This window comes from Streptomyces sp. NPDC057682 (assembly GCF_042799575.1).
Taxonomy (GTDB): domain Bacteria; phylum Actinomycetota; class Actinomycetes; order Streptomycetales; family Streptomycetaceae; genus Streptomyces.
Genome location: NZ_JBHVIN010000021.1, coordinates 75,097 through 87,144, shown reverse-complemented (window position 1 = coordinate 87,144; position 12,048 = coordinate 75,097). Strand labels below are relative to the sequence as shown.

The following is a 12,048-nucleotide window of genomic DNA, read 5'->3' as shown; positions in this document are numbered from 1 at the left end:
GGGAAGGAGTCCTGGGGTGGAGCTGTCTCCACCCCAGGGGCCCCCTCCTGCGGGGTGGTTTCCGCTCCGCCGCCCCGCCTACGGTTTCCCCATGCCGCCCCGAACCGCGCCGCCGTCCCCCGCCCCCGGGCTCCCCGGAGTCCGACGAGGCCCGGAGCACCCCGGCCTGCGGGAGGCGCTGCGGGAGCGTACGTATCTGCGCACCGCCTGGCCGTGGCGCGCGGCGCTCTATCTGCTCACGAGTGTGCCGCTCGGGCCGGCGACGCTGGCCGTCCTGCTGCTGCTCGCGGTCGCCGGCAGTGCGCTCACCGTGCTCCTGATCGGTGTCCCGCTGCTCCTCACCCTGGCGCTCGCGGGCATTCCGCTGGCGGCGCTGGAGCGGCGCAGGCTGCGGCTGGCCGACCCCCGCCCGCTCGCCCCGGCCCATCGCGAGCCGGACGGCACGGGCCTGGCGTCCTGGCTGCGCACCCGGCTCCGGGAGCGTGCCACCTGGCGGGAACTGGGGTACGCGGCGCTGTTCGCGGTGGTGCTGTGGCCGCTGGACGCGCTGGCCGCCGGAACCGCGGTCCTGGTCTGCGCCGGGCTGCTCGCCGCCCCGGTGATGCTGGCCGTGAACGGCGGTGCGGAGACCCGCGTCCTGAAGATCTGGCTCGTCGATTCCTACCCGCCCGCCTTCGCCGCGCTGTTCGCGGGCCTGGTGCTGCTGCCGCTGTGCGCGTACGCGCTGGGGGCGGTGGCGGCGGGCCGGGCCGCGCTGACCCGGTGGCTGCTGGCCGCCCCGGAGAGCGGACCGGACTCCCGGCTGCGGGAGATGGGCCGGTCCCGGATGCGTCTGGTGGACGCCTTCGAGGCGGAGCGGCGCAGGATCGAACGCGATCTGCACGACGGCGCCCAGCAGCGGCTGGTCGCCCTGTCGATGACGCTCGGCCTGGCCCGGCTGGAGAGCCCGGCCGAGCCGCTGGCCGGGCTGCTCACCACAGCGCACGAGGAGGCCCGTGCGGCGCTCGTCGAGATCAGGGAGCTGATCCGGGGCATCCACCCCCAGGTCCTCACCGACCGCGGGCTCCCGGCCGCCGTGGAGGACGCCGCCGACCGCTCACCGGTCCCGGTGGAGGTCGCGCTCGAACTGCCGGACCGGCTCCCCGAGTCCGTGGAGACGGCGGTCTACTTCGCGGTGTGCGAGGGGCTCGCCAATGTGGCCAAGCACAGCCGGGCGGACGCGGCGCGGGTGACCGGCGGGATCACCGGGGGGCGGCTGGTGGTCGAGGTGACGGACGACGGTGTGGGCGGTGCGGACTCGGACAGCGGCACGGGCCTCCAGGGCGTCGCCGACCGCCTCTCGGTGCTGGACGGCCGCCTGCTAGTGTCCAGTCCCCCCGGCGGGCCCACGGTGTTCCGGCTCCAGGTCCCCGTGTCACCCGCGGACACGAGGATCTGAGCGTGCGCATCGTACTGGCCGAGGACAGCGTGCTCCTGCGCGAGGGACTGATCGGCCTGCTCGAACGCTTCGGCCACCAGGTCGTCGCCGGCGTCGGAACGGCCGACGAGCTGATCGACGCCGTCACCGCGCACTCCCCCGACATCGTCGTGACCGACGTCCGCATGCCCCCCGGCTTCTCCGACGAGGGCCTGCGCGCGGCGCTCACCCTGCGCGCCCGCCGGCCGGAGCTGCCGGTCCTCGTCCTCAGCCAGTACGTCCAGCGCGCGTACGCGGAGGAGCTGCTGGACTCCGCCGACGGCACGGGCGTCGGCTATCTGCTCAAGGAACGCGTCGGTGACGTCGAGGAGTTCGTCGACGCCCTGAGGCGCGTCGCGGCCGGCAGCACGGTCGTGGACCCCGAGGTCGTCCGCCGGCTGATCCGCCGCCGTCGCGATCCGCTGGACCGGCTGACCGCCCGTGAGCAGGAGGTCCTGGCCCTGATGGCGGAGGGCCGGTCCAACGCCTCGATCGCCGCGGCGATGACGGTCAGCGAGGGCACGGTCAGCAAGCACTTCGGCAGCATCCTCACCAAGCTCGATCTGTCGCTGGACGACGCCACCAACCGCAGGGTGCTGGCGGTCCTGGCGTATCTGCGCGGCTGACGGGCGCCGTCGGCCGTCTCGGATCACCACTTCGGATCGGATCACCGCTTCAGATCACCGTCTCGGACCACCGCCCCGGACCGCTGTCTCAGACCGCCAGCCCAGACAGCCGCCCCGGACCGCCATCCCGGACCGCCGGCTCAGACCGCCGGCTCAGCCGGGCGGCGGGCCCGCGGCGAGCGCCTGCCGGGCGAAGGCCACGACGTGCGCGCGCAGATCGGGCGCCTCGCCGCCGGGGCCGGTGCCGACGATGAGCCGGGCGAGCTGCGGCACCGCGCTGGGCCAGGCGGCGAGCCCGATCATGCTCATCAGGCAGGCCGCGACCTGCGGGGACGCCTCGCTCCCGAAGGTCTCGGCGAGAGCGGCGATCTTCTCCTCGTAACGGCCGCGCCGCCGGTCCTCGGCGGGGAGCACGCCCTCCCGGTGATGCAGTCCCTCCCAGAGGAAGAGCCGCACGAGGACCGGGTGGGCGCGGTGGAAGTCGTAGACCCGCCCCACGTACTCCGCGGGATCGTCGCCCGGAGCGAGGGGCACGGCCTCGGCCAGTTCGTCGAGCGCGCCGACGACGACGGCGTCGAAGAGCTTCTGCTTGTTGCCGAAGTAGCCGTAGATCCGCTCCTTGTTGACCCCGGCCCGTTCCGCGATGCGGTCGACCCGGGCGCCGGCGATGCCGTGAGCGGCGAATTCCTCCGTGGCGGCGGCGAGCAGCCGGTCCTTGGTGCGGTTCGTGTCCGAGGTCATGGCCCCAGCGTAGAACGAGTCACCCCACCTGCCAACCAACCGGATGGTTGACATCCAACCAGTTGGTTGGAACAGTGGGGCACCGACCGCAGCCACCCAGGAGGGGACCCATGCCGACCACCGCCTCAGCGCCCACCCCCGTCCGCACACCGCAACCGGCCGCCGCACCGCCCTCGTTGCACCTGCGGGCGCTGTTCACCTGGGCGGCGGTCTTCACCGCCCTGTCCGTCGTGCAGCAGACGCTCGGCCCGTACCTCACGGGACTGCCGACGGCGCTGCGCACCCTGGTGATCACCGGGGTGGTCGTCCCGACGGTGGTGTACGGCGCGGTGCCCGCGCTGCTCGGGGCGCGTACCGCGCTTCTGCGCCGGCGGCGGGAAAAGTCCTTGCCGGGGCGGCTGTCCGTGCCGCAGGATCCCGCCCTGTGACCTCACCTGAACAGCACAGCCGCCCGTCCGCGTCCCCGACGGAGACCGAACCGTCCCGCCGCCCCCTCGCGCTGATCACCGGAGTGGGTCGCACCATCGGCATCGGCGCGGGCATCGCCCGTCAACTCGCCGCGTCCGGCTGGGACATCGCCTTCACCTACTGGACCCCCTACGACAAGCGCATGGCCTGGGGCGTCGAACAGGGCGCCACCGAGGCGATCGAGGCCGCGCTCGCCGAGCGGGGCGCCCGCACGGCCGCCATCGAGGCGGACCTGGCCGACCCCGACGCGCCGACCCGCGTCTTCGACGAGGCCGAACGCCGGCTCGGCCCGGTGACCGCGATGATCCTGAGCCATGCGGAATCCGTCGACTCGGGGCTCCTCGACACCTCCGTCGAGAGCTTCGACCGGCACTTCGCGGTCAACACCCGCGCCTCCTGGCTGCTGATCCGGGAGTACGGCCTCCGCTTCCGCGCCACCGCCGGCACGGGCCGCATCATCGCCCTGACCAGCGACCACACCGTCGGCAACCTGCCCTACGGCGCCAGCAAGGGCGCCCTGGACCGCATCACCCTCGCCGCCGCACGCGAGTTCGCCCATCTCGGCGTCACGTCCAACGTCATCAACCCCGGCCCCGTGGACACCGGCTGGATGACCGAGGACCTCGCCGGACTCCTCGCCCGCGAAACGCCGCTGGGCCGCCTGGGCACCCCCCAGGACACCGCGCACCTGGTGGACTTCCTCTGCTCGCCGCAGGGCCAGTGGATCAACGGCCAGCTCCTGAAGAGCAACGGCGGCGCCGCGTAGGACCCCGTCCCCGGGCGGGGGCGGTCCACGCCCGCCTCCGCCCGAGGCCCCTGAACCCCGAGCCCCCGAACTCAGGGATAGGTGCGCTGGCCGTACTCACGCACCGGTTCGTCCGAGCGGCACTCCGCGCCCCACTTGGCCCAGGTGAGCGCCGTCGGCCCGTCGAAGGAGGTCGCCGAACCGGGCATCGCCGAACCGGCGGTCTCGTTCCAGTGCAGACAGCCCGTCACGAGCCGGTACGAACCGTTGGCGTACTTCACGACGCCCTGGTACCGGATGTGGTCCGCGTTGTAGTCCTGCGTCCCGTTGTTGAAGATGGAGCGGACCGTGTACCCCGTCGAACCGAGATTGCCGGCGCTCTTGCGGTACGGGTCCCCGCTCAGCGTGGTGTTGGTGTAGACGCACACGTTGCCGGCCGGACAGTTGTCGACCGTCTTCCCGTACGCCTCCGCGCTCGCGGGCAGCGCGGCGACGGCCGCCCCCGCGGCCAGCGTCGCGACACCGAAGGCGCCGATCCGGCGCAGACTCTTCCTGATCACGTTGTTTCCCCCTGGTAGTACGAGTTGCTCAAGCACCCCGAACACTAGGAGCCGCGCGTCCCGGCCCGTCCCCCTTGCACCAGAACGCAAGGGCCCCGGCCCACGCGTGGAGGAAGGCCGTCGCCCCCGCGCCCGGCCGACTGCCTATGCTCACGCGCATGGCACTCGAATGGGAACAGATCATCGTCGACTCCGCCGACCCCATCGCCCTCGGGCGGTGGTGGACCGAGGCCCTCGGCTGGGTCGTGGTCGACGAGACCGAGGAGGTCATGGAGATCCGGCCCGCGCCGGACCGGCTGCCGGGGCTGCTCTTCGTCCCCGTCCCCGAGGGCAAGACGGCGAAGAACCGCCTCCACCCCGACTTCCGCCCCGACGACCACGAGGCCGAGGTGGCGCGGCTGATCGCCCTCGGCGCCCGCCGCGCCGACCCGGCGGAGGAAGGACAGAGCTGGGTGACCCTCTTCGACCCGGAGGGCAACGAGTTCTGCGTCCTGTCCGAGCCGAAGGGCTGACCGGCACCGCCCGCCCCGCCCCCCTGCCGGCGTGGTTCACTCCCCGGCCGTCAGATCGGGCCCGAGCCAGGTGCCCTCGGCCGGCCCGCCGCCGAGGTACTCGACGCCCTCCGGATAGGTCTTGAAGGCGGGCAGGAAGTACGACGCGTGCCGGCCCTTGTCCGGGTCCGGCAGACGCGGGGGTTCCAGCAGGGCCTCGAAGCGGGGCCGGGCGGCGGCCGGGAGGCCGCCGTGGTCCAGGTGGTGGCGCGCCAGGCGCCGGACGAGCCGGCGGGCCAGGTCCCCGCTGTCGGCCTCCGGGGGCAGGACGAGGGTGAGCCGGTAGAAGTCGACCTCGTCGGGGCCGTTGTCCTGCTGGCACACGACGACCAGCTCGCAGTCGTTGAGGAAGCTCTGCTTCGGGCGGTACGACACGGTGGTGATCCACGGGTACCGGATGTGGCCGGCGAGCGTCCGGCCCCGGGAGTCCGGCTTGTCGACGACGACGATCAGACGGGCGTCGGTGAGGTGGAGGCCGACGCCGTGCACCCGCCATTCGGTCTCGGAGCTCATCCTCAGGGCGTCGAAGTGGAATCGCTCCTTCTTCCACGACGCCACCCGGACCGGGACGGGGGCGGGCGGCTCCCCGTCGTACGCGGTGAGCAGGAGCCGGCGCTCCGGGCCGAAGCGTGGGTGGAGGCGGTCGGAGAGGCCCGCGCCGTCGGCGGTGTGACGGGACATCATCATGAACGGTTCGTACGTGGTCCGGACCGCGGGCCGGGGGCGGACCGGCGGCTCGGCCGCGGGCCGGGGCTCCTGCGGACGGCGGGCCGCGGGGAGAGGGACGTACGCCGGGCGCTCCGGGGCGTGCGGCGGCGCGGCCGGTTCCCGGCCGGGGGCGGCGCCGAGGCCGACGTACGCGTACGCGAGGAAGGCGAGCGGCAACGAGCCGCTGCCGTCGCGCCAGCGCCGCACCTCCGCACGCTGGACGGCGCGCAGGGCCGCGGCCGGTTCCGTGTGACGGCGCAGGGCGTCGACGAGCGCCAGGTCGACGCGGGTCGTGTGCGCGGCGTCGGGCACGGGGAACAGCGTGCAGTAGACGTGCCGGGCGCCGCCGTGGATGACCGCCGCACCCAGGCCGAGCCACTCCGGGGTGTCGAGCGGCGCGGGTCCGTGGCCGTGGTCCGGACGGCCGTAGAGGCCGAGGCTCGCGCAGGCGGCGAGCACGACGCGGTCGGGCAGGGCGTGGAGCGGGGCGCCGGAGTCGTCGGTCCGGTAGAAGTCGTGCAGGGCCAGCGGTCCGTCGGCGAACCTGAAGCCGGTGCCTCCCGGGTCCTCCCGGTCCGGCCGTACGACATGGCCGGCGAGGTGGAGGACGGTGTCGTCGGTGCCGTGGCGTGCCACGAACTCGGCGAATCCCTGCTTGGTGAGGGGGCGGGGGGCCGCTTCGCTGTCCGGGGGCACACCGGCCATCGCGTGCTTCAGGTCGTGCGTCCTCGGGTCGGACGAGGCGTGCGGCGCGAGGACGGAGAGAACGCGCGAGGGCGGCGCCCCGTCGCGCGGGACCGGGTCGCCGCCCTCCCGGACGGTGAGCCGCCGCCGCTGCGAGAGCAGGGCGATCGACGGCAGGTAGGACAGCTGCGCGGCGTCCACGACATCGCGCCCCGGTGTGACGGGCAGCGCGCAGACCGGTACGAGCGCGAGCGCCCCGGTGGGGGCGAGGGCCAGCGGAACCGGGGCGCGGGCCGCGGCGAGGGCGTCCCTGAGCACGGCGGGGATCAACGCCGAGCCCAGTCCGCCGAAGACGCGGTCCCATACCTGCCCTGCGGTCAGGTATCCCCGGACCGGGTCGTCGGAGCCGGGGGCGGCGAGCGCGCTGCCGCGGAGCCTGCGCCCGGCCGGCGGCGCGCCCGGCACGGCGACGGGCAGATGGAGGAGCAGATCCTTGAACGCGCCGGCGAGCTCCTCGTGGGGGCGCCGCTCGGAGTGCCATGCGCCGGAGGGCGCGCGCACCGCGTGGTAGACCCACTCCCCGGCCCGTGCGTAGCTCCAGTACCACCCGCCCGGGACCATCAGGTCGAGTTCGCCGTCGAGGTCGACGGCGTTCGCCTCCGCACCGCCGACCCACGAGGCCCGTTCCACGAGGACGGTGCGGTCGGTCAGCAGCGGGTCGGTGCGGAGGCGGTCGTCGCTCGGCCCGTCCTCCGGCGCCGAACCGGCCCCGGGCGGCAGCCCGGTGCTCGACGCCAGCGCGTCGAGCACGGCGCGCAGCCGGGCGCCGGGTTCGTCCGTCTCCACGGGGACCGACTGGGAGCGCACGGTCTCCAACAGCTCCGCGACGAGGGCCGGATCGTCCGCGGCGAGGTCGAGTGCGAGGGCGTAGACATGGGCGTGGGCGGCGATCCAGTGCGCGCGCCACCGCGTGGTGGGCAGTTGGTAGCGGACGTGCTGGACGGCGTGGAGGCTTTCGAGCGCGTTGCCCAGGGCCTCCTCGCGCATGCCGACGGCGCGCTGGATGTACGCCAGCACCGCGTGGGCCTGGGCCTGGAGGTGGGGGGTCTTGGACCTGCTGAGCTGGCTCAGCACGTTGTCCATCAAGGAGGCGGCGTAGACGTAGCGTTCGTGCTGTCCGTCCTCGTCGACGCGCATGGTGTCCGGGTAGCGGTCGGGGTTCTCGATGACGTCGAGGTACAGGGTCGCCAACAGCAGCAGTTCCGCCGCGTGTTCGGCGACCGACGCCTCGTGGACCGGCTTGCCCTCGGTCCGTTCGTACTGGTCGGCCAACTGCTCGACCACACCGACGGTGTTGCCCGCCTCGTGCATCAGACGCAGCAGATACCGCTCCGTCCTGGAGAGGAGCAGCATGTTGTTCGTGCGGATCGCGGTGTGCCGGGTGCGGCACAGGATGCGCAGGCCCTCGACGCACCGGTCGGGGTCGGCGAGGTCCGCGGTGAGCGCCTCGATCATCCGCAGTTCGGCCTCGGCCGCCCAGTAACGGCACCGCGGCGCCGCCCTCAACAGGTCCAGGGCCTCCCGCCAGCGCACCTCGGCCGCGGCCGGCTGACCCGCCGCGAACAGGACGTCGCCCGCCTGCAGCGCACACCAGCCGCGGATGCCGGGCGCGCCCTCGGCGGCCAGGGCGCGGGCCTCCTCGGACAGCACCATCGCCGTCCGGAACTCCAGGCCGGCCACGGCGGCGAGGGCCCCGCACTGCACGACGACCGGGCGCAGCCGGTCCGGTACGTCACCCGGCGCGCCGTCGGTGAAACAGGCGGTCCGGGCCCGGTCGTCGCCGGTCGCCTTGTCCACGGCCAGGACGACGGAGGCCGCCGCCGGGTCCCAGAGGGCGCGGAGGAGGAACCACCGTCCGAGAAATCCGGCGGGGCTGCCGGAGGACGTCCTCGCCACCAGCCCCACCTCCTGGACGGACAGGATCAGTCGGGCCTGGAAGACGAGGGCGGCGACGCACACCGCGGGCACCAGCAGCACCGGCCGTTGCCAGCCGGCCCAGGCACAGAGCACGACGAACACCGCGGCCGCCATCCCCCTGCGCCACCCCAGCACGCCCCACGCGCCGGCCGCGAACCAGAGAATCGCCCATCCGGGGTCCGCGACCAGCAGGCACGCCCCCACCGCCACCCCCACGACCGCACACCGGACGGCGAGCGCCCGCCACCACAGCACGCGGTCGCGGACCGTGTGGAGGTCGCACGCGTGGAGCCCGATGCGGGACTCCCGCGACCGGCCCCGGCGGATGAACGGCCAGGAGCGCACGCCCCGGCCGAGGAGGCGCAGCCGGGTGCCGATGCCCTGCCCCCGCCGGAACAGGAGGCACAGCGGCAGCGCGTACTCGACGACGTCCTCGTCGTCGCCCCGGTTCCGCCCGGCGAGCCAGCCGCGCAGCTCGTCGACGGCGTCGTCACGGAAGGGGTCGAAGGCCGACAGTCTCATTCGGGCGTCAGCTCCCGTCGGATCTTCAGCAGCCGGTAGTAACCGGCGGAGCGGCGGTCGGCCCTGCGGTCGGCCTGCAGATCGCCCTCCGTCAGGCGCGGATCGCCGACGTCCCCGCGCATCTGCAGGAGCGCCAGACGGCCGTCCGGCAGATCGATGAGGCGGCACACCAGGGCCGCGGCGACCAGCGGCCACGGAATGCCCAGCACCACGGACACCACCACGAGCACGGCGTCGATGCCCAGCCGGAGCGGCGGGACGGCGTGATTGCGGCGCACCGACAAGCTGATCAGCCAGAGCGCCGACCACGGCGTCACCGTCCACGAGGCCCAGACCACCACGGCCAGCGCGGCGAAGATACCGAACTGGTGCCACCACGCCACCACAAGGTGCAGCCGGAGCAGATGGCCCTGCACATGCGAGGACAGGTGCGCCGTACTCGTCATCTGGGAACGCCGGCTGATGTGCCGCCCCTTGCGCGGCCCGATCGCGCGGTGCGGCGCCTGGAACCGGTACGGCTCCGGCCGGCCGCTCCGGCTCGGCGAGAGCACGGGCCCTCGGTGGTTCGACTGGCGGTCGTCGGCCGCGACGTCCCGCCGCACGCCCATGGCCTGCGACACGGCGACCCGTACGCTCAGCCCCATCGAGCGCACCACGGCCCGCGTCTCCTCGTCCCCGCCGCCGGCCTCCAGACACGCCATGAGCAGATGCGCGGTGTCGGCGGTATCGTCACCGGTCCTCCCCGCCCAGTACCCCAGCCGCGCGAACACAGCCTCCGCACCCGGCGCGAACGGCACCTCCCCCGCCCCCGCCCCGGCGGCGGCCTCCCCCACCGCCCGATAGGCCTCGTCCGTGAGGAAGTGGTGCCACGCCGCGGCCCGCATCACCAGCCGGGCCCGGGTGTCGGAGGCGCTGTCGCACACCACCGAGAAGAACAGGTGCCGCACCTCGACCGGCCCCCCGTCGTCCCGGGCCAGCACCCGCGCGGTCTCCACACACCTACGCAACGCGGCCGTGCGCGGCACGCCCTCGGCCTCTTCGCTGGTACGGCTCACGTCTCACCGGCTGTCTCTTCGACGGTACGACTCACGCCTCACCGGCCGTCTCCCCGGCGGCACGGCCCACGGTTCACGGCTGTCTCCTCGCCGATACGGCTCACGTCTCACCCGCGGCCGCTCTCGGGCGGGGGCTCACACGCCCTCGGACGTCCCGGTGCCGTCCTCCCCGAGGTCGGCCCAGGAGACACGGACGAGCTCCGTCTCGTCCGGCTCGTCCCCCTCGCCCCACTCGTCCGCGTCCCAGCCCCCGCCCTCGCCCTCGCTTCCGCCTCCGCCTCCGCCTCCGGCGAGTTCGTCGTCGTCATCGCGGAAGACCAGGTCGTACCCACGCAGCGGCCGCTTGCGCAGCTGCACCGCGTTGAACAGAGGCGTGGCACCGTCGGGGACGAGAACCTCCGCCGCGATCCCCTGCCGGCGGGCGACCGCGTACTTCGCCGTCGCCCTCGCGAACGGCAACGGGCTCGTCAGGGCGGCTGTGCTGACCTGGAGATCCAGCCGCGCACCCTTCCGCTCCGCGACCAGAATCACGGTCGGCCCGGTCCGCACGACCTCGGTCACGACCACGTACTCCAGCCGCCAGTCCCCGCTGCCGTGACGCGCGCGCAGCGCCGACTCCAGCCCCGGAAGGTTCCCCACCGTCTCCTGCACGCACCCCGCCGCCTGGAACAACGTGGCACCGTCCCGGGCGAAGGTGACGGACACATCACAGAGGGCGTCCTCCGCGGACGACCCGAGCCGCGCCCCGGTGTCCACCGCGACACAGTCGGCCGACGCGTAGTTGATGTCGGTGAACGGACTGTCCCCGTTCCTGGTGAACGGAATCCCCAGCTCGGCCAGGGTCGTCAGCTTCCTGAACCGGTGCCCCGAAAGAATCCCCACGTCCCCGACCGCCATCCGCGTCGACGGCAGCCAGCAGGCGAGGTACTCGAAATTCGTGTGCATCTCACGCGTGTACATCTCGGGGATGGACGCCATGACCCACCTCTCACCCAACGATCCCGCCCGGCCCCGGCGCAGCCGCGCAGATGGCCAACAGGCTTGCTCAGAAGAGGTGTTGCCACCCTCCGCCGGACAGGCTACGACCGCGGGACGGGATATGTACCCCGTATGCGAGTGAATCCCCGGTCAGGCGACACCACCCCGCATGACAATGCAAAGGCCACCTATCCCCGACATGCCGGGACATCAAGATCACCCCATACAAAAACCCCAGGTCAGAATCCTGACCTGGGGTTTGATGGAGCCGCCTTCGGCATTCGAACCCGAGACCTACGCATTACGAGACCGAGAAGGCTTGTGCCGACCGCTGCCAAACTGTGCTGCGAAGTAGCGTTTGAGCTGGTCAGAGCATGTGCAGCAGGTTGCCCCGCACCACCTCGTGTTGCGCTGTCCAAAGGCGTCTGTCCACCGGCCGTCCACCAGTAAAGGTGACTCCGGCCACTGGGCGGCCCGCCACAAGCGTCTCGCTTACGAGTGGTGCTACCTTCGCCTGTTCGCCGCACTGGCTGTTGCAAACCTACAAGGCAGCACTGAGGGCGTGGCACCCCTACGCGTCCCGCAGGGAACAGCAACTGCAGTGACAGCAGCAACGTCGGGTTCTTGTTTCATGCCCGCTGGCGGCCTTCCCCCGGTCCGACGGCGGTGCCGCGAGCGCCGGTTCCTGCGGTGTGTCTTCGACCCCCACCAAACGCTGGAGGTCGGCGGTCACTACCCGGTAGGCGTTGCCGAGTTTCAGCACCTTGCACGGATACTCACCCCGCTTCGCCAGGCCGTAGCCGGTAGACCTCCCTATTGAGAGGACTCTGTTCGCTGTCTGTAGATCCACCGTAGGTGGCAAGGCCACCAGGTCCTCACCGGTGAGGGCCGCACCGCCGATCGCCCCGAGTCGCTCTGTCACCGCACCCTCCCCATGACACGGATCGATACCGCAGCCTCTTACGCCCCCTAGCCGA

At 73.0% G+C, this 12,048-nt stretch carries 10 protein-coding genes; 5 read left to right on the top strand and 5 right to left on the bottom strand.

The features are described 5' to 3' along the window. The first annotated feature begins 91 nt into the window (after positions 1-91). Positions 92-1,438 carry a sensor histidine kinase gene (locus ACFVDM_RS32030; protein WP_383648605.1) on the top strand — a complete coding sequence of 449 codons (1,347 nt, stop codon included), beginning with the start codon at positions 92-94 and terminating at the stop codon, positions 1,436-1,438. Positions 1,439-1,440: 2 nt separating this feature from the next. Then, on the top strand, positions 1,441-2,082 hold the full coding sequence (locus tag ACFVDM_RS32025) for a response regulator (protein WP_383648603.1): 642 nt from the start codon (positions 1,441-1,443) through the stop codon (positions 2,080-2,082). A 153-nt stretch (positions 2,083-2,235) separates the two neighbouring features. On the opposite strand, the gene ACFVDM_RS32020 is transcribed toward ACFVDM_RS32025, so the two are convergent. Continuing rightward, complete coding sequence (locus ACFVDM_RS32020) at positions 2,236-2,823, bottom strand: TetR family transcriptional regulator (RefSeq protein ID WP_383648602.1); 588 nt, start codon at positions 2,821-2,823, stop codon at positions 2,236-2,238. 110 nt (positions 2,824-2,933) lie between these two features. Here ACFVDM_RS32020 and ACFVDM_RS32015 point away from each other — a divergent pair, with 110 nt between their 5' ends. Both ACFVDM_RS32015 and ACFVDM_RS32010 read left to right on the top strand, forming a co-directional pair. Then, positions 2,934-3,251, top strand: a complete 318-nt coding sequence (locus ACFVDM_RS32015) for a hypothetical protein (RefSeq protein ID WP_383648600.1) — start codon at positions 2,934-2,936, stop codon at positions 3,249-3,251. Continuing rightward, positions 3,248-4,057 carry an SDR family oxidoreductase gene (locus tag ACFVDM_RS32010; RefSeq protein WP_383648598.1) on the top strand — a complete coding sequence of 270 codons (810 nt, stop codon included), beginning with the start codon at positions 3,248-3,250 and terminating at the stop codon, positions 4,055-4,057. Before ACFVDM_RS32015 ends, ACFVDM_RS32010 begins: the two co-directional genes overlap by 4 nt. A 71-nt stretch (positions 4,058-4,128) precedes the next feature. Here the strand turns inward: ACFVDM_RS32010 and ACFVDM_RS32005 are convergent, their stop codons facing one another. Further along, a complete protein-coding gene (locus tag ACFVDM_RS32005) occupies positions 4,129-4,596 on the bottom strand; it encodes a peptidase inhibitor family I36 protein (protein WP_383648596.1) in 468 nt (155 codons plus the stop codon). Positions 4,597-4,754: 158 nt separating this feature from the next. Here ACFVDM_RS32005 and ACFVDM_RS32000 point away from each other — a divergent pair, with 158 nt between their 5' ends. Continuing rightward, entirely contained in the window at positions 4,755-5,108 is a 354-nt protein-coding gene (locus ACFVDM_RS32000) for a VOC family protein (protein WP_383648594.1), read from the top strand. Positions 5,109-5,144: 36 nt separating this feature from the next. On the opposite strand, the gene ACFVDM_RS31995 is transcribed toward ACFVDM_RS32000, so the two are convergent. The 3 genes from ACFVDM_RS31995 to ACFVDM_RS31985 all read right to left on the bottom strand — a co-directional run bounded on the left by ACFVDM_RS31995 (position 5,145) and on the right by ACFVDM_RS31985 (position 11,071). After that, positions 5,145-9,038, bottom strand: coding sequence for a CHAT domain-containing protein (locus ACFVDM_RS31995; protein ID WP_383648592.1), 3,894 nt, complete (start codon positions 9,036-9,038; stop codon positions 5,145-5,147). Continuing rightward, complete coding sequence (locus tag ACFVDM_RS31990) at positions 9,035-10,093, bottom strand: hypothetical protein (protein WP_383648590.1); 1,059 nt, start codon at positions 10,091-10,093, stop codon at positions 9,035-9,037. Before ACFVDM_RS31990 ends, ACFVDM_RS31995 begins: the two co-directional genes overlap by 4 nt. Before the next feature lie 135 nt (positions 10,094-10,228). Further along, positions 10,229-11,071: a hypothetical protein gene (locus ACFVDM_RS31985; protein ID WP_383648588.1), complete on the bottom strand. Its 843-nt coding sequence runs from the start codon at positions 11,069-11,071 to the stop codon at positions 10,229-10,231. Positions 11,072-12,048: the final 977 nt, after the last annotated feature.

Coding starts and splice junctions, on each gene's coding strand:
- ACFVDM_RS32030 (WP_383648605.1), top strand. CDS start 92: ATGCCGCCCCGAACCGCGCCGCCGTCCCCCGCCCCCGGGCTCCCCGGA.
- ACFVDM_RS32020 (WP_383648602.1), bottom strand. CDS start 2,823: ATGACCTCGGACACGAACCGCACCAAGGACCGGCTGCTCGCCGCCGCC.
- ACFVDM_RS32015 (WP_383648600.1), top strand. CDS start 2,934: ATGCCGACCACCGCCTCAGCGCCCACCCCCGTCCGCACACCGCAACCG.
- ACFVDM_RS32000 (WP_383648594.1), top strand. CDS start 4,755: ATGGCACTCGAATGGGAACAGATCATCGTCGACTCCGCCGACCCCATC.
- ACFVDM_RS31995 (WP_383648592.1), bottom strand. CDS start 9,038: ATGAGACTGTCGGCCTTCGACCCCTTCCGTGACGACGCCGTCGACGAG.
- ACFVDM_RS31985 (WP_383648588.1), bottom strand. CDS start 11,071: ATGGCGTCCATCCCCGAGATGTACACGCGTGAGATGCACACGAATTTC.